This is a genomic window from Providencia sp. PROV175 (assembly GCF_032707045.1).
Classification (GTDB): domain Bacteria; phylum Pseudomonadota; class Gammaproteobacteria; order Enterobacterales; family Enterobacteriaceae; genus Providencia; species Providencia hangzhouensis.
This window is the reverse complement of record NZ_CP120533.1, coordinates 1,641,117-1,664,652: the sequence shown is the minus strand read 5'-3', so window position 1 is coordinate 1,664,652 and position 23,536 is coordinate 1,641,117. Positions and strand designations below refer to the sequence as shown.

Here is a 23,536-nt window from a genome sequence, read left to right as displayed (position 1 = left end):
TTTGCCATAACTATAATGAGAACATGAAAATAATTCAGGAGCACCTGTATGCTAGATAGCCAAACCATTGCCATTGTTAAATCAACCATTCCTGCCATTGCTGAAACAGGGCCAAAACTGACCGCGCATTTTTATGATCGGATGTTTAAACAGCATCCTGAATTAAAAGATATTTTCAACATGACTCACCAAGTGAATGGGGACCAACGAGAAGCCCTTTTCAACGCTATCTGCGCATATGCTGTGCATATTGAAACTCCTGAGGCTCTTATTTCAGCTGTCGAAAAAATCGCCCAAAAACATGTAAGCTTAAATATTAAACCTGAGCACTATCCAATCGTCGGGGAAAACTTACTCGCGGCTATTGATGAACTCCTCAACCCAGGCCAAGAGGTTCTTGATGCATGGGGTAGAGCTTACGGTGTTTTAGCCGATATTTTTATTGGTAGAGAAGCTGCAATTTACCAAGAAAATGCGGATAAAAATGGGGGTTGGGAAGGCTTACGTGAGTTTAAATTAGCGCAAAAACAACCACAAAGTGATGTGATTACAAGTTTTGAATTTGTTCCTGTCGATGGGCAACCTGTCGCTGATTACCGCCCAGGCCAATATATCACTATTTATGTCAACAACCAGGGATTTGAAAACCAAGAAATCCGCCAATACTCTCTGACCACTGCACCTAATGGCCGTAGCTACCGTATTGCGGTAAAACGTGAAGAACAAGGCTCCGTTTCTAATTTCTTACATCAACAATTAAATGAAGGTGATAGTGTACTGCTCGCCCCTCCATGTGGTGATTTCTTTATTGATGTTGATGGTCAGACACCTGTTACCTTGATCTCTGCAGGCGTTGGTTTAACTCCAATGCTGAGCATGTTAAATCATCTAACAGAACAAGGTCACAACGCACAAGTTAATTGGTTCCATGCCGCTGAAAATGGTGCTGTTCATGCCTTTAGGCACGAAATTCAACAACTATTAGCAAAACAGCAAACCAGCCAATCCGCGATTTGGTTTAATCAACCAAGAGAGGAAGATCGTCTCGGGTTTGATTACCAATATGAAGGTTTAATGAATTTAGAATTGGTACGTGAATGGATTGAGCAACCGAATATGCAATTCTATTTCTGTGGCCCTGTTGGGTTTATGCAGCACGTAGGTAAGCAGCTAATTGCAATGGGTGTCGATACCAGTGCTATTCACTATGAATGTTTTGGACCACACAAGGTATTACCCCTCAATTAATTCACAAAAAATGCTCTTCTGTTTAGAAGAGCATTCTATGAAACATATTAACTGAAGAAAATGGGTTAACTAGTTAAATGTTCGTAGTTTTCTAATTTAGCGGTAACGGGCTCGCATAATAAATACACAATTCTAATCCCATTCCTGTGTATTTTCCGTTACCGCATTTTCATACAAACTTAATTTATTAAATTGCTTCTTCGTCTTGCTCACCGGTTCGAATACGGATCACTCGAGCGACATCATAAACAAAGATCTTTCCATCACCAATTTTGCCAGTTTGCGCAGTTTGCATAATGGTTTCGACGCAGTTTTCAACGATGTCATCTGGTACAACAATTTCAATTTTTACCTTAGGTAAAAAATCAACCATATACTCTGCGCCACGGTAAAGTTCAGTATGCCCTTTTTGACGTCCAAAACCTTTCACTTCAGTCACTGTCATTCCAGTAATGCCCACTTCTGCCAGCGCTTCACGAACATCATCAAGTTTGAATGGCTTTATAATTGCATCAATTTTTTTCATAAATAATTCCTGTTATGACCAGTTTTTACGGCCAAAACCTGAGGTGATCGGATAACGGCGGTCTTTGCCAAAATTACGCATCGTAATACGTGGCCCAACAGGCGCCTGACGACGTTTATATTCATTAATATCAACAAGGCGCACAACTTTGCGTACCACGTCTTTATCAAAACCAAGTTTGATTAGGTCATTAACTGACAAGTCTTTTTCCACATAGCCTTCTAATAATGCATCTAACACATCATAAGGTGGCAAACTGTCTTGATCTAATTGCCCTGGCGCAAGTTCTGCTGATGGCGGCCTATCAATCACACGTTGTGGGATTGCTGGAGAGATAGTATTACGGTATTTAGCCAACTCAAAGACAAGGGTTTTAGGCACATCTTTTAACACATCAAAACCACCCGCCATATCACCATACAATGTCGAGTAGCCAACCGCTGACTCACTTTTATTACTGGTAGTCAAAACTAAGCGACGACGTTTATTTGACATCGCCATTAAAATAACGGCTCGGCAACGCGCTTGTAAGTTTTCCTCAGTTGTATCAACCGCGGTTCCTTCAAACATAGGCGTTAACTGTGCCATAAAAGCATCAAACATCGGTTCGATAGATACGATATCGAATTCAACACCAAGCAAATCAGCTTGTTCTTTAGCGTCGTGGATGCTCATCTCAGAAGTATAGCGGAATGGCATCATGACCGCTTGCACGTGCTCTTTCCCTATTGCATCAACGGCAATAGCCACTGTTAACCCTGAATCAATCCCGCCTGATAGCCCTAAAATAGCCCCATTAAAACCATTTTTATTGATGTAGTCGCGAGTAGACATGACTAAAGCTTGGTATACCTGCGCCACAGGGTCATTCTCAATAAATACACTACCTTCGCTCACCAATGCAAGTTCATCAAATTGCACTGTGATAACCTGCTCTTTAAATTCTTCCAATTTAAAGGTTTGCTTGCCTTTGTTTGCAATGATTTTTGAGCCACCATCAAACACCAATTCGTCTTGTCCGCCAACTTGATTGAGATACACAATTGGCATATGAGTGCGTTTACAATGATCGACTAATAAATCAGTTCGAATATGTTCTTTATTAATATCATAAGGAGATGCATTGATTGTCAGTAATATTTCTGCGCCAGCCCCTTTTACTGCATCAACCGGTTCGTCATACCAAATATCTTCGCAAATCAATAAGCCGAGCTGATAACCTTTAAATTCAACAACACAGGTTTTTTCATCTGCGGTGAAATAACGAGGCTCATCAAACACGCCATAATTTGGTAATTCTTGTTTAAAATAACGTGCATGCAATTTGCCTTGATAGAAAAAAGACAATGCATTATAGATATCATCCCCTTCATACCATGGATGACCAACAATAATTGCCGTTTCTTGGCTGGCTTTTTGCAGACGGTCGAGTTGTACTAAACAGCGGTCCTCAAAATCAGCTCGGAAAATTAAATCCTCTGGTGGGTACCCTGTCAAAGACAGCTCTGAAAACATGACAATATCTGTGTTTGGTGCTTGTTCACTCACAACTTGCAACATGCGATCGCAGTTGCCTTCGATGTCACCGACTAACCAATTAAGTTGTGCTAGTGAAATATTAAGCTTACGGCTCATAAGGTGTTTTTTCTCCCGGAGCGTGAATATGAATTGCCTTATTCCACATAATGTAATCGATAACAACTATGTGGTAAATAATTCTTATTTATTCTTTAAAATCATTGGCTTCTAAATCGTGTCGACCAAGTAATTTGTAAAATTCTGTGCGGTTTCGCCCTGCCATTCGGGCAGCTTGGGTGACATTCCCTTTTGTCATTTGTAATAACTTACGTAAATAATTCAATTCAAATTGATTACGAGCTTCAACAAATGTCGGCAAGGCCGTATTTTCACCTTGAAGTGCTTGGCTGACGAGTGCTTCACTGATAACAGGAGACGTTGTTAATGCAACACATTGTTCAATAACATTAACTAATTGACGAACATTGCCCGGCCAACTCGCTGTTATTAAGCACTTCATGGCGTCACTGGAAAAACTACGCACGAAAGGTTTATGCCGTGATGCAGATTCACGCAATAGATGATTTGCTAATAATGGAATATCTTCAGAACGTTCATTTAACGCAGGAATACGCAGATTAACCACATTTAAGCGATAGTAGAGGTCCTCACGAAACTCATTTTTTTCCATCGCTTTAGGCAAATTACGGTGAGTTGCGGAGAGAATTCGCACGTCAATATCTAAATCGCGGTTACTACCTAAAGGGCGAACTTTACGTTCTTGCAATACTCGCAATAATTTAACCTGCAATGGCATTGGCATATCGCCAATCTCATCTAAAAATAACGTACCACCGCTGGCTGCAAAGAATAACCCTTCGCGGTTACTTACTGCGCCGGTAAAAGCCCCTTTAGCATGACCAAATAATTCAGACTCTAATAATTGTTCAGGTAGTGCACCACAGTTAATGGCAATAAACGGCTTACGCGCCCTAGGGCTAGCTTTATGAATCGCTTGCGCTAAAACTTCTTTACCTGTACCACTTTGCCCATTAATTAGCACGCTAACATCAGATTGTGCCACCATATGCGCTTGTTCTAATAACCGAATCATTAAGGGGCTACGCGTGACTATACCAGCGCTCCACTCCTCATCGCTAATCGGTGTCGAAGAGAGCGCGAGAGCTTCATCGATTGCTTTATATAATGCGTCTTTATCTACTGGCTTAGTTAAAAAACTAAATACGCCTCGTTGTGTTGCCGCGACGGCATCAGGGATAGAACCATGAGCAGTTAGTATGATAACTGGCATGTTTGGATGGGCTTTTTGTATCTCATCGAAAAGCGCCATACCATCCATTTCATCCATGCGTAAATCGCTGATCACTAAATCTAATTTTTCTTTTTGTAAGATTTTTAGTGCTTCAGGGCCGCTTTCTGCTGTAGTGACTTTAAAACCTTCACTACTCAAACGCATACCTAACAGTTTCAGAAGACTTGGGTCATCGTCAACTAGTAACAAATTTGCTGACTTACGATTCGTCATTTTTGTTCATTCTCCGATGAATTTTGCTCTACTGGAGAAGATGCGCTGCTATCAGGCTTTGGCTCTTCTGAGGAAATAGGCTTATCTCCTTCAACCCCATTCTCTACATCTTTTTCGGTTTCGTTGGTGCTTTTCTTACGAGAAGAAAGCTGGCGTTCAATATCTGTTAAATTTTCAAGCTTACGGGAGGTCGTATTCAGTTCAAAAGCCAATTTAGCATTATCTTCCTTTAGACGGTCGAGTTTTGTATCCATTTCTTGCTGTAGGCGTTTATAACGAGCCCCCGCGTCTGACAGATTGATAATTTGTACTTGTTGCTCACGCCATAATTGTAATAATGGACGTACCGCAGTGGGAAAATTCAAACTGTACGTATTTATGCTATCAAGCATTTTACGGCGCTCTGCAATAGACGGGTCAGCAGAATTCAACAAAATATTTTGTTGAAATGCACTCGACCAATTTGTTACGTCTATTTTACCTGCATCTTCACGTGCTTGACTGGTTTCCGTGCGATCTGCGCAGTCCATCATTCGTAACCAAAATAATGCATTTTCCCGTGCAGTTGGCTGGTCATTGTTCCAAATAGATTCACATGATGTATAACGGTAGTCTGTGACTTTAACTTCAGGCACAACGACTTGCGCTAGAGTTTCGAGCGGTGACTGGCCATTTTTAGCGACACATCCACTTAAGATTAGGGAAAATAAGACCGCCCCAAAATTGAGCCCTGTACGTCTCATCACATAAGGTACTCTTCGATTATTTTTACTTAACGATGCGTTACGGTAAAGTACCGCCCAAACACCTGTAGACCGATTTACCATTATTCATTCTCTGCGGTTAGAGGCAGTTCAATTCTAAAACAGACATCTGCTGATTTGTTGGGAACGAGAGAAAGTTCTCCCCCCATTTGTTTAATACAATCTTGCGCAATACTCAGCCCTAGCCCACTTCCTTTGACAGCACCTTTTCTTTGTAGTGAACCTTGATAGAACGGCTCAAAAATCATACTTTGCTCAGACTCAGGAATTGGCGTCCCCGTATTCGCAACTTCAATCAGAAGCTTATTACCTGTTTGGCGACTAGAGATCCAAATATTACCTGATTCGCCACCATAGTGCACCGCATTGGAGTAGATATTATCAATAACTCGTCCTAAAAGTGAGGGTTCGGCTAAACAGCTGTCCACTTTTAAACGCACTTCTGTTTTAATATTTTTAGCCCGTGCCGGTAAATTATGTGCTTTAACAATATCTTCAATGAGTTTTTGTAAATCAACAATTTGTGCTTCTGGTGGGTCATCGACAAGCTTACGATTATAGTCAAGTAATTGCTCAATAAGTTGCTGAAGATGCTTACTGCTGTGATCAAGAATTTCTACAACTTCTTTTTGAGACACAGTTAATGGCCCTGCCACCTCATCAGCGAGTAATTCTGTTCCTTCACGCATGCTTGCAAGAGGTGTTTTTAATTCATGTGAAATATGGCGTAGAAATTCGTGGCGCTGTGATTCAAGCCATGCGAGTCGTTCACTTAACCAAATAATCCGCTGTGCGATTGTCCGTAGCTCCCTAGGGCCTTTAAAGCGTTCAATATTATTCGCAATTGTACGCCCAGTACCGAGACGGTTAATCATTCGTTCGATAGCTTTAACTGGGCCAATAATCATCCGAGTGAATAATGCCACTAGCAATGCGCTTAATAAGAATAAAATTAAGCTTTGCCAACCAAATAGTTGGCCTTTATTCGCAATCGCTTTTTGCAGCTGTTCCCCACGGCTAAAAATCACATCACGAGTTTCTTGCACTAATGAGGCATTTTCGGCAGAAAATTGTTCTAAAGCCCGTGTGATTTTTTCTGTCGGTTCATTGTTTTCACACGCAACCGTTTTAAGTACATCCAAAGTCTTAGTCAATGCAGAAGTGTCTGTCGAGGTAGGTAAGATCGTTCGCTGACGTTCAAACATTTGCTGGTAGTCTGCAAACTGTTTCTGATATTGAGTATGCAATGTAGCATCTTGCAAAACACAATATTGACGATAGCTCCGTTCCATTTCTAAGGCGAGGCTACTCATCACTTCACTACGCCGTGCGTCAAGCAACGTGGTTTTATTGATATTGGCAGCTTGGTTACTCAGTTGCTCTAGGCTTTGATATGCCTGATAGGCTAATACTAATAAAGGAAGTAATACAAGCCAGAATGCCATCACAACTAGTTGACGCAAGGAGCGAGGAAAAAAACGCCATTTACTCAATACATTCATCTCATACCCATTAAACGTATTGCAATGGTAGCAGAACTCCCTGTAATGCGAAAAGCACAATCCAAATTCTGTGTCCCATAGCGTTAAAATCAGACTAAGTATAACAGTGAAATAGCAATGAACGTGCCAAGTTTATTGGTAAAAAATGATAATTTTCAGATAGGTATGTTCATCGCTCCGGATGTTACTTTTTCGCATAAACGAAAGCATAAAAGAATCGATAGGTCTTACTAAATGAATTCTTTCGTCTTTTCTTTAGTTTTTTCTTTAAAAATAAAACACTAAGCTATGCCCTAAATAATTCGGATTGCAGCTAGGCGCCAAGTGAAGATATTTCTATAAGTATGTGATTCGGGTAGACGAGAGCAGCCAACAACGCTGTGGTACAAAGTATGGCGGGCATTATGGTGGGCATAAAATAGGAAGGCGGGATAAAGGACTTACCTTTACCCCGCCAGCGATAACAACGACTCTGATTCTGATGGTTACTGATTTTATATAATTATGTCTTTACATTAAAGATAATTATATAGGTGGTGCCTCACTCCACGTGTCGCCCTGTGTTTGATAAGGCCCGAAGGCGAATATCTATGCTGTTGGACGGTAGGCACCTTACTTTGGCGTCATTCTTGGTTTATGTGGTATGTACCCAACTAATTTTGGACCTACATAAGAAGTTGAATGAGCAACTGAATATTATTATGCACATGCCGTGCCAACTTTTCAATTTATTTTTTAACACATTAAAAAATAAGACAATTTATTTTTTACCGTCTATTCAGTGATTCTGGATACACTGAAACGGTTTATCTCTTTCTCAATATTGTCGCTAATTTAAGACACCCTAAACATCAAATTTATAAATATATATTTATCAATAAGATAAATGTCTCCTTTTGGCGACACCCCAAAGTGGCGTCTGTCGCTATTTTTATACACCTTGTTTTTTGGTCATTTATTATTCAATATAAATAAGTTTGCGTGAAAATTTTACAAAAAAAAAATTGCTCGTCATTAAGGATGAACAGCAGAATTTTACATTCTGCTGGTAGCTAATCTTTCTCGATATTGATATAAGATTTCCCACACCCTACTCATCAAATTGATAAAAAATATGATAAAAATCGCATTAGTTGATGATCACGTGGTTGTGCGTTCTGGCTTCGCACAACTATTAACACTTGAACCTGATATTTCGGTTGTCGGGCAATATGCTAATGCTCAAGAAGCTTGGCCTAATTTGCTTAATTTAGATATTGATGTTGCCATCATGGATATTTCAATGCCAGATGAGAACGGCCTGCAACTTTTATCACGGTTGCGCCAAAAAAAGCCGGATTTTCGCACCATTATCTTGAGTATTTATGATACCCCCGCTTTTGTGCAAAGTGCTTTAGATGCTGGAGCCAGTGCGTATTTAACTAAACGCTGTGGCCCTGAAGAATTAGTGCAAGCGGTTCGCTCAGTGCACCAAGGAGGCTGCTACCTATGCGCCGATGCCATGAGAGCGTTACGCCACTCACCCCAACAGCAGCAAAGTCTACAAGAACTCACGCCTCGGGAACGGGAAGTGTTTAATTTATTAGTTGCTGGCTTGAGTGTAAAAGTGATCGCAGAGCAACTTGAATTAAGCCATAAAACTGTGCATGTGCATCGTGCAAATATATTAGGCAAATTACAATGCGAAAATACCATCGACCTTGTTCATTACGCGTTAGAGCATAACCTAATATCAAGGTAATTTCGGCATGAATAAAAGCTTACGTTTAACACTGCAGTCCATCTTTCTATTTTTTACCTATTCTCTGTTATGGATAGGGTTGTGGATCATCGGCTTTTATTTAAGTCAAAACAGTTTTCAAGCAACTTTATTTCTTCCGCAAGGCTTGCGCCTAGCATTGATGATTATCCTGTGGCGACGTTACTGGCCAACACTACTACTCAGCGAAGGGATATTAAATTTTTGGTTATCATCAGAGCAACTGCTCTTCCAACCTGTTTTACTGTTATCTCCATTATTGAGTCTCGGTGTTGCCTTCGTCATTCAAAACATTTGGTGGCGCTATACGTTATATTGGCAACGATTACTATTATTACTCGCAGGTGTCGCCGCAAATAGTGTATTACATGCTTTATTATTCAGTGGGTTATCATCTTATTCCATTAGCCAATTATTCCTAACAACATTCACCGGAGGAATGCTACTCTCTCCTTTTGTTTACCTTATTTATGAATATCTCCACGAGCAGCACTACCAAATGCTCCTTGATTATGGAACGCCAGATAAACAATTACGAACCTCTTTAATAGTTTGGTGTTTTCTATTCTGTGTCGTTGGGTTGAGTGCCCAAGTCTTTTTTGCCCCCGAAATTGAGCGGTTAATTGTCCTACTCGTCTTTATTCCTAATGTTTTTATGGCTTATCGCTATGGTTGGCAGGGCGGCGTACTTTCTGCATTATTAGGCAGTTTAATTATTACTTTTGCACGGCAATTTCACGGTGCCTTTGTTGATTTAGAAGAGCTAGAAATGTTTCTCAGTTCCCAAGCCTTAATTGGCATTGGGCTTGGGATAGCAATTAGCCGACAAAAACAACTGGCGAGTAACCTACAACGCTACCGACAACGCTTAGAGCAAGAGCTAAAAGCGCGACGCGACTTAATGTTACAACTCGTTCATACCGAGGAAGATATCAAAAAAGCGATTGCTCGCGAGTTGCATGATGAAATTGGGCAAAATATTACTGCCATCCAAATTCAGTCAATGCTAGTGAAAAAAACAGCATCTGACGACATCAGCCACCAAGCAGCAAGTCAAATAAATGAACTAGCTCAGCAAATTCACCAATCTACGCGGCAATTATTGCGCCAATTGCGCCCTCCCGTATTGGATGAAATGTCCCTTGAAAATGCACTTAAGCACTTAATTACTGAATTTTCTTTTCCACAGAATAATATTCAATGTCACTTTCATTATGGCTTACAAGAAACGCCGATCAATGAAACGGTTTTATTTACACTTTATCGCCTCGTCCAAGAATTACTTAACAATATCAGTAAACATGCAAAAGCCACACAAATTCACATATCTCTTAAGCAAATAGGTGACTCGATCCAGCTAGTTGTTGATGACAATGGCGTTGGCATTCCATTTAGCAAACGCACGAGTGGCTTTGGTTTACGCGGTATTGAGGAGCGAGTTCGAGCCTTAGGTGGTGACTGGACATTGACCACACAAAACGGAACACAAATAAGTGTTAACTTGCCCACATTTTGAGATAAAATATCGCAAAACTAGGAATAATTCCTAGTCCCCTAATACCTTCTCTCATCCTTTTTGTTAAAAACTTGATTACATTTTGCCTAACAAGAGAAACCGCCCTATGACAGGTAAAGACACCTTGAGTCTGGATAACACGTATCGTTTTTGGCGTCGCCGCTTAATGCTATCAATGATTATTGGTTATGCCACTTTTTACCTTACGCGAAAGAGTTTTAACTTCGTGATGCCTGTCATGCAAAACGAGCTGTTTCTCGATAAAAGCGATATTGGCTGGATAGCGACTGCATTTTATTTAACCTACGGTATTTCTAAGTTTTTATCGGGAATTTTCCACGATATCACCGGATACCGTTGGTTTATGGGTGTCGGCTTAGTGATGACAGGGCTACTAAATATTATTTTTGCCTATTGCTTATCGTTTCCGGCGTTATTAATCGTGTGGACACTAAATGGCTTTTTTCAAGGCTGGGGCTGGCCACCTTGCGCACGCATTCTAACGCACTGGTATTCACGCAATGAACGTGGGTTTTGGTGGGGGCTGTGGAATATTTCCATCAACCTAGGGGGAATGTTACTGCCTCTGCTAACGGCATTATTGGCAACCCAGTACAGCTGGCAAATGGCGTTAATTGTTCCAGGTGTTATTGGTGTCATCATAGGGTTATGGCTGTGCCGCCAATTACGTGGCACACCACAAGAAGAACAGCTTCCAAGCGTGGGGCAATGGCGACAAGATGTGTTGGAGTTACGCCAAGAGCGTTTGTCCCCTCCCATGCCGATGTTAACGATTTTAAAAGATGCCATTATTTTTAACCGTATGATTTGGTTACTGGGTTTCTCCTATATTTTGGTTTATCTCATTCGCATGGCGATAAACGATTGGGGGAATTTATGGTTAACAGAGAAACATGGCACTAATTTACTCAGTGCAAATGCAACATTATCGTTATTTGAATTGGGGGGATTATTAGGTGCTCTCTGCTCTGGCTGGGGCTCTGATATCCTATTTCGCGGCCAACGAGCGCCAATGATCCTACTGTTTTCTTTGGGGCTTTGTGTCTCAGTTAGCGCCTTATGGTTAACGCCAATTCATCACTACGCTTTATTGGCTGTATGTTTCTTTGCTATCGGATTTTTTGTGTTTGGACCACAAATGTTAATCGGCTTAGCTGCAACAGAATATTGTCATAAAAAAGCAGCTGGGGCGGTAACGGGCTATCTTGGATTGTACGCCTATTTAGGGGCGGCAATTGCGGGATGGCCGCTCTCTCAAGTCATTGCACATTATGGTTGGTCAGGAATGTTTTCTTTACTGGCCAGTGCCGCGGCTTTGATGGGATTACTGCTAATGCCTCTATTGATTGCCAATGTCAGCAAGCGAGAGCATTTAGCAGGCACTGTTTCACCCTCTGATAATAAAACCTGAATAAAGGACTGAAAATGAAACTGAAAACTCTCTCTACGCTTATCGCTGCTGGTTTATCACTAGCGGCTATTTCTACCACTGCAAATGCTGCGGGCCGTTTGGTTGTTTACTGTAGCGCCACTAACGCCATGTGCGAAACTGAAACGCAAGCTTTTGCGAAAAAATACGATGTCAAAACCACATTTGTACGTAATGGTTCTGGCAGTACTTTAGCCAAAATTGAGGCCGAAAAACGTAACCCACAAGCTGACGTGTGGTATGGCGGTACATTAGACCCTCATTCACAAGCAGGAGAAATGGATTTACTTGAGCCATACAAGTCGCCAAATCTGTCTGAAATTATGCCGCAGTTCCAAGACCCAGCAAAACGTAAAGGTAACTATTCTTCCGCAGTTTACATCGGTATTTTAGGGTTTGGCGTTAACAAAGACCGCCTAAAAGAGAAAGGGTTACCTATCCCAACTTGCTGGAAAGATTTAACCAAACCTGAATATAAAGGCGAAATTCAAATTGCAGACCCACAAAGTTCAGGAACTGCTTATACCGCATTAGCCACTTTCGACCAATTATGGGGTAATGAGCAAGCCTTTGATTACCTGAAAAAATTAAACTCAAATATCTCTCAATATACTAAGTCAGGTATTGCCCCAGCACGTAACGCCGCTCGCGGTGAGTCCGCCATTGGTATTGGCTTTTTACATGATTATTCATTAGAAGTGGAAAATGGCGCGCCATTAGAGCTTATCGCACCATGCGAAGGTACTGGCTATGAAATTGGCGGGATCAGTATCCTGAAAAATGCACGCAATATGGATAACGCCAAATTATTCGTTGATTTCGTCTTATCGAAAGAAGCTCAAGAGCTGAGCTGGAAAGAAGGGAAATCTTACCAAATCTTAACCAACACAACGGCAGAATCCTCGCCTATTTCATTAAAACTCAATGACTTGAACCTAATTAATTACGATATGGATAAATACGGTGATGCTGACGTCCGTAAAAACCTTATCAATAAATGGGTTACTGAAGTCAAAATGAGCAAATAGCATTAAGTGCGGCGTTTACTCGCCGCACTGAGCACTTACTTAACTAAAATAAAAAATTAATTTAATTAAGCTTCAAATTATGAGTGTTGTCACTAGGCGGCAAGTGACGTTATCCCTAGGAGCATACATAAGTATGTGACTAGGGTAACGGAGTGAAGCCAATACCGTGACAGCGCAAAATATGACGAGCTTAGGGGGAACTATGTCTCAAACCCTAACCTTATCGACCCCAACCAAAAAGGATAGCATATTCTTTTGGTTGCTGATTGCATGGCTAGGTTTCGCGTTACTACCTTCTTGGAGCCTAGACTATGGCGTACTTGATTCAACACAAGACGAGATCATAGCGGCTTACGGTTGGAGTAGCCTAAACATTAGTTGGCTTTGGTATTTATTACCTTCTATTTTATTTATTCGCCCGTTAACACCAGCGGATCGTTATCATAAAACACGGCATTACGTCGATATTGGCGTAGCTGTTATCACCGCCGCCGTGGTGATCTTAACCTCCTACTTTGAAGGAAAAGGGTTAGGTTACTCAGCTATTGTGCTATTTATCGCCTTGGGAATGGTGATGACATTGGCGTTAACCCGCCTTGAGTGGCTCGGTGGAGACCAGTTTGTTATTGGCTCACTGATCACCGTTGTTGCTTTAATAACCCTGTTTATTGTGTTCCCAAGTGTCGCTATTTTTATCCCGATGTTTACTGATGGAAACGGAGACTTTGCGCCATTCGCCTTTGTGGCAATTTTGACACAATCGCATATTGTCCAAGTTATTATTAACTCTGTATTTTTATCGTTAGCAGTAGGGGCTGGCTGTACTTTCTTTGGTTTAATTTTAGCCATTTATACGACGCGTATTGCTAAACGCTCCGCCATCATTGGCCGTGTTTTTTCTATTTTGCCTATCGTCACTCCCCCATTTGTCGTCGGTCTAGGGGTCACATTGATGATGGGGCGTTCAGGGTATATTACCGAATTCCTTGCTACTTATATGGGCCTTGAAAATACCAACTGGCTATATGGCTTTACGGGAATTTGGTTAGCGCAAGTGCTAGCATTCACCCCGATGTCATTCATGATTTTAGATGGTGCGATTAAAACCATTCACCCATCTTTAGAAGAAGCGTCTTATACATTGCGTGCCAACCGTTACCAAACTTTCTTTAATGTATTTATGCCATTACTGAAACCTGCTTTGGCAAACGCATTTTTAATCGTCATAGTGCAATCATTGGCTGACTTTAGTAACCCATTAGTTTTAGGTGGTAACTTCGACGTACTCGCGACGCAAATTTACTTCTATATCACTGGGTCGCAGTTAGATTATCAAGCCGCCAGTACCTTGGGTGCGTCACTACTAGTGTTCTCACTTTTAGTCTTCTGCGTTCAGTATATGTGGATAGGCAAACGCTCCTATGTCACTGTGTCCGGGAAATCTTACCGTGGTGATGTTCAGCCGTTACCAACATCGTTAATTGCCACTGTAACAGCCTTCTTAGCTATTTGGGTTGCATTTAACATATTGTTATACGGTAGCATTTTCTACGGTAGCTTTACCGTGAACTGGGGTGTTGATTACACCTTAACCTTAGATAATTTTATTAAATTATTTGGTCAGGGTATGAGTGATGGTGCATGGCCGTCACTGTTAGATACGCTTCTGTATGCAGGTATTGCGGCACCTATTACCGCGATCCTTGGTTTACTAATTGCCTATATCGTAGTTCGCCAAGACTTCCGTGGTAAAAAGACCATCGAATTCACGACGATGTTGTGTTTTGCGGTTCCAGGTACCGTGGCAGGTGTGTCATACATTTTAGCCTTTAACGACTCACCGTTTTATTTAACGGGAACGGCTGCCATCGTCATTATTTCAATGACCATGCGTAACGTCCCTGTGGGTATCCGTGCTGGTATTGCAGGTTTAGGGCAAATTGATAAATCATTGGATGAAGCGTCACTCAGCTTACGAGCGGGTTCAATGCGTACCATCTTCTTTATCCTATTACCCTTGTTGCGCCCAGCCATTTTATCGGCGCTGATTTATAGCTTTGTCCGTGCGATCACCACTGTCAGTGCGATTGTATTCTTGGTTACTCCAGATACTCGCGTCGCAACGGCTTATATTTTGAACCGTGTTGAAGACGGTGAATATGGCGTTGCCATTGCCTATGGCTCAATCCTGATTGTCGTAATGTTGGCAATTATTTTCTTATTTGACTATTTGATTGGCGAAGCCCGTGTTTCACGTTCCAAAGCCAAAAATGCACAGTAATCATGGAGTAACTGACATGACACAACATCATTTTGTTGAACTAAAAAATGTGACTAAACGCTTTGGCAACAATACCGTCATCGATGATTTAAGTCTTTCAATTCCGCAAGGTAGCATGGTGACCCTACTCGGCCCATCAGGCTGCGGTAAAACCACCGTATTGCGTTTAGTGGCTGGCTTAGAAAAACCGACTGAAGGCCGTATGTTTATTGACGGTGAAGATGTGACAGACCGTTCCATTCAACAACGCGATATCTGTATGGTTTTCCAATCTTATGCCCTGTTCCCGCATATGTCCTTGGGGGACAACGTGGGTTATGGCTTAAAAATGTTAGGATTACCCAAAGCCGAAATAAAAAAACGAGTTGACGAGGCATTAGAATTAGTGGATTTAGCAGGTTTTGCTGGCCGCTTTGTCGACCAAATTTCTGGGGGACAACAGCAACGAGTTGCCTTAGCTCGCGCATTGATCCTTAAGCCAAAAGTGCTGTTGTTCGATGAGCCATTAAGTAACTTGGATGCAAATTTACGTCGTAGCATGCGTGAAAAAATCCGTGAGTTACAGCAGCAGTTTAATATCACCTCTTTGTATGTTACCCATGACCAAAGCGAGGCCTTTGCGGTTTCGGATATGGTGTTGGTCATGAATAAAGGGAAAATCATGCAACTCGGCTCACCGCAAGAGCTCTACCGCCAGCCAGCGTCAAAATTTATGGCCAGCTTTATGGGGGATGCCAATATTTTCCCTGCGACGCTCAGTGCGGATTCCGTGGATATTTTCAATTATCGCTTACCACGCCCAGAACAGTTTGTTACTGATAAAACCGCGGTAACTGTGGGGGTTCGTCCCGAAGCTATCACGCTGAGTTTACAAGGTGAAGACAGCCAACGCTGTACAGTGACTCATGTTGCTTATATGGGGCCTCAATATGAAGTCACTGTTGATTGGCATGGTCAATCAATGTTGCTGCAAATTAATGCCACTCAATTACAACCCTCTGTCGGGGAAAACCTGTATTTGCAGATCCACCCATACGGCATGTTTATTCTTGAGTAATATCCCACTCTTTGAATAATACAAAATGTCATTAGGTAACAAGGGAAACTTAGCATTGTGAATAGCACATTCTCCCTTCACCCATAAGGGCGGAGGGGGAATGTGCCCCATAAGAAAATAATCACTAAAAGCATATTATCGGTGACTTCAATATCAATTTTTATTTTTTTCTGAAAGTACAATTAACATACTTAACAAAATAAATAACATACCGATTATCATCGAAATTGTCATTGTCTCATCTAAAAGATAGGATGAAATCATCACACTAATGATTGGTGAAATAAGAATTGAGTATGATGAAAGCTTTGCGCCACCATACTCTATCATATAATACCAAAGAACATAAACAATCACGCCATTAGCTATCCCCATATAGATAATTGGTATATATACACTCATAAAAAATTCAGAATGTATATTACTCAATATGTTTAAATCAACATTTAAAAATGGAATTAATAAAATAAAAAAAACAAATGATACTATATTTTGATAAAATACTTTTGAAGTTAGGTTTATTTTCATGGTAATTTTTTCAGATAAAATAGTTCCTAGTGCCCACATAAATGCACTTAATAAAATTATCATTTCACCAATACTTATACCAACTGGTGATATAAAGATAAAAATACCACTAATGCATAACAAAGATACAAATACTGACCGAGTTTCAATATGTTTATTTATTACACCCAATACAACTGTTGCCATTACTGGCATTGTATAAACAAGTACAGATGCCTTTACCGCTTCTGTATACTTTAACGCCAAACTATTTAATATAGGAACTAAAAAAACATTTAAAAAACCAAGTGGGATACTGTTTACAAACTCTCGAAAATTAAACCGACACCGACTAAAAAAGAAAAAAACAAAGCACAAAAAAATAACTGAAATAATTAGGGAGTAGATTCTAAAAGCCCAAACACCTACTTGGTCAATCGCTAGTTTTGATATAGGAAATGCACTCCCCCATATGAATGATATTAAAATAGCACAAAGAAGTACTTTAATTTGCTTCATTATACCTCACAACTAATGCCATTCTTTTACTTGTTCTATTAGATGTCACTGTGGAAACGAAATGTGGGATTTTTCTTTTTTTTGTATCAAAAATTAAAATATTTAAATATGACGGGATAAAAGTATCTAAAATTGTCTTTTTATCATTATCTAAAATCATCGTTAACCCTCCATAATTTGCTTCCCATTCCTTTGTTAGGTTAATTACAATACCTATCCCATCATCGGAGTCACAATGTGTAGTTAGAAAATCATCTTTATCAAACTTGCTTAAGTACATGTTTGATATAACATTTACTTTACTTCCTGTTAGGTTTTCTAAAAAGTTTTTAAATTTAACATCATTAACAACTGAAATTAAATCAGCAAAAATTATTTTTATTTCATTAAAGCATATTCTTCTAAATGAAAATGAGAACTCGCCATTATCTCTATCTTCAAATGCACTTGTTTTTTCATCATTAATACTATTTATATCGGTATCAGAAAGATAAAAATCGCTTACCCTTTGTCTATTTTTTATAATGAAACTCCATTTATCTTCTTCAATACTATTGATTAAATTCAAGTCAATATTAAAGTCAGGAAAAAAATCTTTTATTGTAAAACTAGTATACCCATTACTCAAAAACTCTTTTTTATGCCTATTTATCCCCATTAAACAGTTTCTCCTCTGCAAAACTAAAGTCCCTAAGCGATATTTTGATTTTTCGTCCCTCCAATGAGATAGTGTCATACTTAGTGATTACTTTAATTACTTGGTCAACCACTAATCCTGACATTACAGCTAGTGACGGCGAGCTTTGCCAAGCATTAACTTTTCTTACTCCATTTAAAAACTGTTGCTTCATTCTAGCCTCTTGGAAATCTTTTACTATCGAGTCATCACTATAAAATGTTTTTTTAATTTGATGTTTAACATCAAAGTATGTTTTTCCTATTTTATTATTTAAATAAATAGGACCTATAGATATTTCATGAGGATCACCACCTAGCTCAATGATAGGTATCGATTTATCAATAGCAACTTTATGTATTATATCCTCAACCGTATTTTTTTTGTAATAGCCTAAACTTGCCCATGCTAGCAAAATCATATCAACACTATCAAGTAAATCATTAACTCTATTTTCACTTGGTGTTAAAAATTCAAAATATTTTTCTATTTTAGTATACTTATTATGCCTATATATTCCATTTTCAGCCGAATCAACTTTACTTTTTCCGATATCATCTTCTGTATATAAGACCTGTCTATTTAGATTTGATAATTCGACAACATCACCATCAACAATTCTTAATGTTCCAACACCAATTAATGCAAGTTGTAATGAGCACCATGTTCCCCATCCCCCCATACCAAGCACAAGAACTCTACTTTTTTTTAAACGCTCCTGATACTTTATCGATGATAAATTATCATTATCGATTAAAGAAAATTGTAGCAATTGACGATCGTATAGTTCAATTTCTCTAGAAGTAAGTAGCTCAGATGAAATAATATTATCTTCAACTAAGCCACATGATATCATTTTCCTAATAAAATCTATTACTTCATGTTCTTCAACATTTAAGTTTCTATTTAACAGCTCCTTTATTATTCTCGGTAATGTATGTTCGCCATCTAATTTAGACAATACAACTTTCACCCATTCTGGGGGAGACTTGATTATTTTAGCCTTACCTGGAATTTCACCAATACAAATATTTCCATTATCAGATTCAATAATATGATGAGAGCGTTTTATAATTGGCTTTGTTACTAAACTATACATGTTTACTTCCCCTTTTATAATGCCGCTTACCGCGGCATTAATTTAACATTTATTCTTCTAATTCAATCTCTTCATCCTCATTATACATCGCAATTTCTTCGCTAATTGAAGAGATACGTTCAGTTAAGTCATGCAATATTATTTCATTTTTCATATTCCAACCTTAAATAAATTTAATTTAATCAGATAAGTTATCTACATTGATAACACTAACATTAGAAAATATTAAATTAAGACAGTCAACGTCAGTAGATTAATAAAAAATAATGCCACATAGATAATAAATATATTGGCAATACATATTATTTGAATATATATATTTTTTAAATAAAATAAAAAAACAGCGTCTAAGTTTCCTTAAACGCTGCTTTTAATAGCAGGATTAATTATAAAAACGCTTTATATGGCAATTCAGGTTCATTTTTGAAAATATCACTAAAGCCGCGGAAATGTTGATAATGCATGCGGTCTTTATCTGTTGGATAAGTATATTTCCCACCCACTTGCCAGAAGAACGGGGCAAATTTATATTGCAAACGCTCTTTTTTCATATTCCACAAGACTTCAATTTCCCGCGGATCATTTTGGAAGTTTGCCCAAATATCATGGTGGAATGGAATAACACGCTCACAATCTAATGACTCTGCTGCACGTAAAATATCCGATGACGTCATTTTATCCGTCACACCACGTGGGTTTTCGCCAAAAGAAAGCAGTGCGACATCAATATTGTAACGGTTACCATGCGCCGCATAATAGTTTGAATAATGTGAATCGCCGGAATGATAAATAGAGCCGCCAGTTGTTTCTATCAAGTAGTTCACCGCACGAGAATCCATGCCATCTAAAATTTGCTTATCATAAGAAGAAACACCCTGTGGCAATGTCACCAATGCTGTGCGGTCAAATGAATCTAACACACGGATTTTCATATCCCCCACTTCCAGTACATCACCGACTTTGGCAACAACGCAACGTTCGGTTGGTACTCCCCATTTTATCCATAAATCCACACAAGCTTGAGGGCCAATAAATTTAACGTGGTCACCACAGTTTTGCATTACCGCAGCAGCGACATTGACATCGATATGGTCAGCATGGTCATGAGAGGCCAAAATCGCATCAACTTCTTTAATCGCAAACGGATCTAAAGGGAAAATCGCAGTACGTAAGTTTGGTTGTAGCGCTTCAACACCGCCCATACGCATCATTTGGTGTTGCTTATTCATGAGTGGATTTTTTTGCGTTTTTTTCCCTGTTCCACACCAAAAATCGATACAAACATTGGTATTTCCCTCACTCTTTAACCAAATACCTGTGCACCCCAGCCACCACATTGAAAAGGTATTGGGTTCAACAACCGTTTTTTCAATTTCTTCATTTAGCCACGTTCCCCACTCAGGAAACGTACTTAAAATCCAAGATTCACGTGTGATTTCATTTACTTTGCTCATAGTAACAATACCTTTTCTAGAATTTTAGATGTAGGGAGCCTGATGCCTTAATCGAGAAATTAAGGCATGGCAGCTGAATTTGTCTATATTAAAAAATCAGGTATTCGACGGAATTAAACCAGTATCACTCGCGTGCCCTGCTCGGCAATCGCTTTGATAACCTCAGCATTGGCATTTCTTCCAGTGATAAGAACATCTATCTTATTAGCTGGGCAAAATAACATTCCCGTTCGATGACCCACTTTGGAACTGTCTACAACAACGACTAATTTATCAATTTGATCAAGCATTTGCTGCTCTGCTACCGCAGTTAACATATCCGCTTTGTATAAGCCAGCTTCCGTTAATCCTTTACCTGAAGTAAACATCCAGTTACCGGCATAGCCCATTAACGTGTTCAAAGCAGGATTCAAAAAAATGTTTTGTGCTTTGTTATACTGCCCACCGATTAAAATGACGTCATCATGGTCTTGGTCAATCAAATAACTCGCTAATGGAAAATAATTCGTCACAATTTGCACGTTTTTACCGCACAACTGCTGCCCTAACATAAACGCGGTTGAACCACAGTTAATTACAGCGCTTTCTCCCGGAAGACAAAGTTCTGCCGCTTTAATTGCGATTTCAGACTTTTCTTCATAGTGCTCAGTACTATTGATGTTTAACGGTGTCCACTTACGCTTTTTATTTTCAATACGTTCTGCGCCATTACGGACTTTTCGCAATTTACCTTGCTCATCTAACTTTGAAATATCACGACGAGCAGTTGCAGGAGACACACTAAATTGTTCGGTTATATGAGAAACATTGATCACTCGATGCGTTTCCAATAACGACAATATTTCATTGTGTCTTTGCACTTCATTCATAATCATCGCCTTATTAGTTAATAATCACAACCATGATGACATATGACTCAAAATGATTACTAGTGATTAGTTTTGATTCTATTTAGCTCATCTAATATTGTCAACCTTTGCTTATGCAAAAAAACAATATTTGATTCAAGTAAAAATATCACATTGATATACATGAATATTTTAAATTTTACGTGATCAGGTCGCCATTTATTTATTTTTTTACTGGTAAAAAAACAGACAAATGCAAACAATCATAAAAGAGCAATTCATGATTAAATATGATCACATTTGATTTTTGCAGGATTATTTAACCCCTTTAAATGATTATATCGCAATAACACCAGATACGATCAATATGAATCATCTCTGACCCAGATAAATTACAAATACAATTTGATTAGAGGTAAAAATATGGATTTTTTATACGACGCTTTCTATATTTTTTACAGCCAAGTAATGACAAAAGCGCCTCTATTATTAGGCTTAGTCACATTTATTGGTTATTGGCTATTAAAACGCGATGGCACGACAATCCTCAAAGGGACAATCAAAACGATTGTTGGTTTTATGCTAGTTGGCGTTGGAGCCAGTACTTTAGTTTCCAGTTTTAAACCCGTAATAGAAAAAATGTCTGAATACCATGGACTTACGGGCTCAGTTATTGACCCATATACGTCAATGATGGCGACAATGGAAGCCATGGGTGATAACTATTCTTGGGTGGGCTATACCGTTTTATTAGCTCTCGCAATTAATATTGTTTTAGTCCTTTTTCGCCGCGTCACGGGTATTCGTACCATTATGTTGACAGGGCATATTATGTTTCAACAAGCAGGCCTAATCGCTGTTTTCTATTTTGTGCTCGGCTCAAGCATGTGGGAAACCATTTTGTATTCTGCGGTATTAATGGCGCTGTATTGGGGAATTTCTTCCAATATTATGTTTAAGCCAACGCAAGAAGTCACTGGCGGTGCCGGTTTTTCTATCGGCCACCAGCAGCAGTTTGCCTCATGGATAGCAACCAAAGTTTCCCCGAAATTGGGGGATAGAAAAGACAGTGTTGATAATTTAAAACTGCCCAAATGGCTGCATATCTTCCATGACAGTATTTCCGCTACTGCCATTGTGATGACCTTATTCTTTGGTGTGATCTTAATTTCCTTTGGTATACCTAATCTGCAAACCATGGCAGGGACCACCCACTGGACCATTTATATTATTGAAACAGGTTTAAAATTTGCCGTTGCTATCCAAATCATTGTAACGGGTGTGCGAATGTTTGTTGCCGAGCTTTCTGAGGCCTTTAAAGGGATCTCCGAACGTGTCATTCCCAACGCTGTACTCGCTATCGATTGTGCAGCAATCTACGCTTTCTCACCTAATGCGATGGTATTTGGCTTTATGTGGGGGGCAATTGGGCAATTTGTTGCCGTTCTGGGTATGTTGGCATTTAACTCGCCAATTATGATTATTCCTGGTTTTATCCCAATGTTTTTCTCCAACGCCACTATTGGTATCTTTGCAAACCATTTTGGCGGCTGGAAAGCGGTTATGAAAGTCTGTTTTGTCATGGGCGTTATCGAGATATTAGGTTCCGCTTGGGCCATTGATCTTATCAATCGACAAGGTACTGAATTTAGCGGTTGGATGGGAATGGCCGACTGGGCATTAGCTTTCCCTGTCATTATGCAAGGTTTGTCTTTCTCTAAAATGTTCTTCTTTGTGGTTGTCGCCCTCTCCTTTGTCTATATGTACTTTGCCGCAAAAAAATTACGCGCTGAAGAAGACGCACGAAGTCCAACCGAAGCTGAAAGTGAGGTCAATGAGAAAGCTGAAGCAGCCCCACTTGAAAATAGCGGCGCTAAACCTGTACGTATCTTAGCAGTTTGCGGTAATGGACAAGGCTCGTCAATGATGATGAAAATGAAAATTGGCCAGTATCTTGAGAAAAAAGGGATCCCACACATCATGGACTCCTGCGCCGTATCTGACTATAAATCAAAATTAACAGCCACTGATATTATCGTTTCCTCTAAGCATTTAAGCTCAGAAATGGACCCCGGTGATGGGAAATTTGTGCTTGGCGTACAAAATATGCTCAACCCTAACTCATTCGGTGATGAACTACTCGATATCATACATACTAATTTTATCGGAAATAAATAGCCTAAGTCATAGGAATAGATATCGCTCATAACGGTATCTACCCCCTTAACGTTGAAAAAT

General features: G+C 39.6%; 19 protein-coding genes. 8 read left to right on the top strand and 11 right to left on the bottom strand.

The annotated features are described in order from the left end of the window. Positions 1–48: 48 nt before the first annotated feature. Positions 49–1,248 (top strand): NO-inducible flavohemoprotein, encoded by a 1,200-nt coding sequence (gene hmpA / locus P3L44_RS07250; protein WP_004264934.1) that lies wholly within the window; start codon positions 49–51, stop codon positions 1,246–1,248. A 187-nt stretch (positions 1,249–1,435) separates the two neighbouring features. Here hmpA and glnB read toward each other — a convergent pair whose 3' ends face one another. From glnB to P3L44_RS07225, 5 genes are all read right to left on the bottom strand, one after another. Beyond that, positions 1,436–1,774: a nitrogen regulatory protein P-II gene (gene glnB / locus P3L44_RS07245; RefSeq protein ID WP_004912721.1), complete on the bottom strand. Its 339-nt coding sequence runs from the start codon at positions 1,772–1,774 to the stop codon at positions 1,436–1,438. A 12-nt stretch (positions 1,775–1,786) separates the two neighbouring features. Continuing rightward, positions 1,787–3,409: an NAD+ synthase gene (locus tag P3L44_RS07240; RefSeq protein ID WP_004264936.1), complete on the bottom strand. Its 1,623-nt coding sequence runs from the start codon at positions 3,407–3,409 to the stop codon at positions 1,787–1,789. Between the two features lie 88 nt (positions 3,410–3,497). Continuing rightward, positions 3,498–4,838 carry a two-component system response regulator GlrR gene (gene glrR / locus P3L44_RS07235; protein WP_004264938.1) on the bottom strand — a complete coding sequence of 447 codons (1,341 nt, stop codon included), beginning with the start codon at positions 4,836–4,838 and terminating at the stop codon, positions 3,498–3,500. Further along, a complete protein-coding gene (qseG, locus tag P3L44_RS07230; RefSeq protein WP_140172305.1) occupies positions 4,835–5,665 on the bottom strand; it encodes a two-component system QseEF-associated lipoprotein QseG in 831 nt (276 codons plus the stop codon). Before qseG ends, glrR begins: the two co-directional genes overlap by 4 nt. Continuing rightward, entirely contained in the window at positions 5,665–7,104 is a 1,440-nt protein-coding gene (locus P3L44_RS07225; protein WP_036959006.1) for a sensor histidine kinase, read from the bottom strand. Before P3L44_RS07225 ends, qseG begins: the two co-directional genes overlap by 1 nt. Positions 7,105–8,218: 1,114 nt before the next feature. Here P3L44_RS07225 and P3L44_RS07220 point away from each other — a divergent pair. The 6 genes from P3L44_RS07220 (at position 8,219) to fbpC (ending at position 16,195) form a co-directional block, all read left to right on the top strand. After that, positions 8,219–8,845: a response regulator transcription factor gene (locus tag P3L44_RS07220; protein WP_272662241.1), complete on the top strand. Its 627-nt coding sequence runs from the start codon at positions 8,219–8,221 to the stop codon at positions 8,843–8,845. A gap of 7 nt (positions 8,846–8,852) precedes the next feature. Then, positions 8,853–10,379 carry an MASE1 domain-containing protein gene (locus tag P3L44_RS07215; RefSeq protein WP_140172304.1) on the top strand — a complete coding sequence of 509 codons (1,527 nt, stop codon included), beginning with the start codon at positions 8,853–8,855 and terminating at the stop codon, positions 10,377–10,379. Between the two features lie 106 nt (positions 10,380–10,485). Beyond that, complete coding sequence (gene uhpC, locus P3L44_RS07210; RefSeq protein WP_036959008.1) at positions 10,486–11,811, top strand: MFS transporter family glucose-6-phosphate receptor UhpC; 1,326 nt, start codon at positions 10,486–10,488, stop codon at positions 11,809–11,811. 14 nt (positions 11,812–11,825) lie between these two features. Further along, entirely contained in the window at positions 11,826–12,857 is a 1,032-nt protein-coding gene (locus P3L44_RS07205; RefSeq protein ID WP_140172303.1) for an ABC transporter substrate-binding protein, read from the top strand. Between the two features lie 202 nt (positions 12,858–13,059). After that, on the top strand, positions 13,060–15,138 hold the full coding sequence (locus tag P3L44_RS07200; RefSeq protein WP_094961701.1) for an ABC transporter permease: 2,079 nt from the start codon (positions 13,060–13,062) through the stop codon (positions 15,136–15,138). 16 nt (positions 15,139–15,154) lie between these two features. After that, complete coding sequence (gene fbpC / locus P3L44_RS07195) at positions 15,155–16,195, top strand: ferric ABC transporter ATP-binding protein (protein WP_140172302.1); 1,041 nt, start codon at positions 15,155–15,157, stop codon at positions 16,193–16,195. 153 nt (positions 16,196–16,348) lie between these two features. Here the strand turns inward: fbpC and P3L44_RS07190 are convergent, their stop codons facing one another. The 6 genes from P3L44_RS07190 to ulaR form a co-directional block, all read right to left on the bottom strand. Next, the gene (locus P3L44_RS07190) at positions 16,349–17,221 is read right to left on the bottom strand and encodes a DMT family transporter (protein ID WP_196731758.1); all 873 of its coding nucleotides are present in this window, start codon (positions 17,219–17,221) and stop codon (positions 16,349–16,351) included. Then, on the bottom strand, positions 17,208–17,879 hold the full coding sequence (locus P3L44_RS07185; protein WP_272662242.1) for a 2OG-Fe(II) oxygenase family protein: 672 nt from the start codon (positions 17,877–17,879) through the stop codon (positions 17,208–17,210). Before P3L44_RS07185 ends, P3L44_RS07190 begins: the two co-directional genes overlap by 14 nt. After that, the gene (locus P3L44_RS07180; protein WP_272662243.1) at positions 17,866–18,996 is read right to left on the bottom strand and encodes a ThiF family adenylyltransferase; all 1,131 of its coding nucleotides are present in this window, start codon (positions 18,994–18,996) and stop codon (positions 17,866–17,868) included. Before P3L44_RS07180 ends, P3L44_RS07185 begins: the two co-directional genes overlap by 14 nt. Before the next feature lie 49 nt (positions 18,997–19,045). Further along, on the bottom strand, positions 19,046–19,150 hold the full coding sequence (locus P3L44_RS07175; protein WP_112308265.1) for a pantocin A family RiPP: 105 nt from the start codon (positions 19,148–19,150) through the stop codon (positions 19,046–19,048). 232 nt (positions 19,151–19,382) lie between these two features. Beyond that, positions 19,383–20,450 carry an L-ascorbate 6-phosphate lactonase gene (ulaG, locus tag P3L44_RS07170; RefSeq protein WP_140172300.1) on the bottom strand — a complete coding sequence of 356 codons (1,068 nt, stop codon included), beginning with the start codon at positions 20,448–20,450 and terminating at the stop codon, positions 19,383–19,385. 113 nt (positions 20,451–20,563) lie between these two features. Next, entirely contained in the window at positions 20,564–21,319 is a 756-nt protein-coding gene (ulaR, locus tag P3L44_RS07165) for an HTH-type transcriptional regulator UlaR (RefSeq protein ID WP_164455448.1), read from the bottom strand. 402 nt (positions 21,320–21,721) lie between these two features. On the opposite strand from ulaR, the gene P3L44_RS07160 reads away from it, so the two are divergent. Next, on the top strand, positions 21,722–23,476 hold the full coding sequence (locus tag P3L44_RS07160; protein WP_272662244.1) for a PTS ascorbate-specific subunit IIBC: 1,755 nt from the start codon (positions 21,722–21,724) through the stop codon (positions 23,474–23,476). Positions 23,477–23,536 lie beyond the last annotated feature (60 nt).

Excerpts from the sequence above, each read along its gene's own strand:
- hmpA (WP_004264934.1), top strand. The coding sequence starts at position 49 with ATGCTAGATAGCCAAACCATTGCCATTGTTAAATCAACCATTCCTGCC.
- glnB (WP_004912721.1), bottom strand. The coding sequence starts at position 1,774 with ATGAAAAAAATTGATGCAATTATAAAGCCATTCAAACTTGATGATGTT.
- P3L44_RS07240 (WP_004264936.1), bottom strand. The coding sequence starts at position 3,409 with ATGAGCCGTAAGCTTAATATTTCACTAGCACAACTTAATTGGTTAGTC.
- glrR (WP_004264938.1), bottom strand. The coding sequence starts at position 4,838 with ATGACGAATCGTAAGTCAGCAAATTTGTTACTAGTTGACGATGACCCA.
- qseG (WP_140172305.1), bottom strand. The coding sequence starts at position 5,665 with ATGGTAAATCGGTCTACAGGTGTTTGGGCGGTACTTTACCGTAACGCA.
- P3L44_RS07225 (WP_036959006.1), bottom strand. The coding sequence starts at position 7,104 with ATGAATGTATTGAGTAAATGGCGTTTTTTTCCTCGCTCCTTGCGTCAA.
- P3L44_RS07220 (WP_272662241.1), top strand. The coding sequence starts at position 8,219 with ATGATAAAAATCGCATTAGTTGATGATCACGTGGTTGTGCGTTCTGGC.
- P3L44_RS07215 (WP_140172304.1), top strand. The coding sequence starts at position 8,853 with ATGAATAAAAGCTTACGTTTAACACTGCAGTCCATCTTTCTATTTTTT.
- uhpC (WP_036959008.1), top strand. The coding sequence starts at position 10,486 with ATGACAGGTAAAGACACCTTGAGTCTGGATAACACGTATCGTTTTTGG.
- P3L44_RS07205 (WP_140172303.1), top strand. The coding sequence starts at position 11,826 with ATGAAACTGAAAACTCTCTCTACGCTTATCGCTGCTGGTTTATCACTA.
- P3L44_RS07200 (WP_094961701.1), top strand. The coding sequence starts at position 13,060 with ATGTCTCAAACCCTAACCTTATCGACCCCAACCAAAAAGGATAGCATA.
- fbpC (WP_140172302.1), top strand. The coding sequence starts at position 15,155 with ATGACACAACATCATTTTGTTGAACTAAAAAATGTGACTAAACGCTTT.
- P3L44_RS07190 (WP_196731758.1), bottom strand. The coding sequence starts at position 17,221 with ATGAAGCAAATTAAAGTACTTCTTTGTGCTATTTTAATATCATTCATA.
- P3L44_RS07185 (WP_272662242.1), bottom strand. The coding sequence starts at position 17,879 with ATGGGGATAAATAGGCATAAAAAAGAGTTTTTGAGTAATGGGTATACT.
- P3L44_RS07180 (WP_272662243.1), bottom strand. The coding sequence starts at position 18,996 with ATGTATAGTTTAGTAACAAAGCCAATTATAAAACGCTCTCATCATATT.
- P3L44_RS07175 (WP_112308265.1), bottom strand. The coding sequence starts at position 19,150 with ATGAAAAATGAAATAATATTGCATGACTTAACTGAACGTATCTCTTCA.
- ulaG (WP_140172300.1), bottom strand. The coding sequence starts at position 20,450 with ATGAGCAAAGTAAATGAAATCACACGTGAATCTTGGATTTTAAGTACG.
- ulaR (WP_164455448.1), bottom strand. The coding sequence starts at position 21,319 with ATGAATGAAGTGCAAAGACACAATGAAATATTGTCGTTATTGGAAACG.
- P3L44_RS07160 (WP_272662244.1), top strand. The coding sequence starts at position 21,722 with ATGGATTTTTTATACGACGCTTTCTATATTTTTTACAGCCAAGTAATG.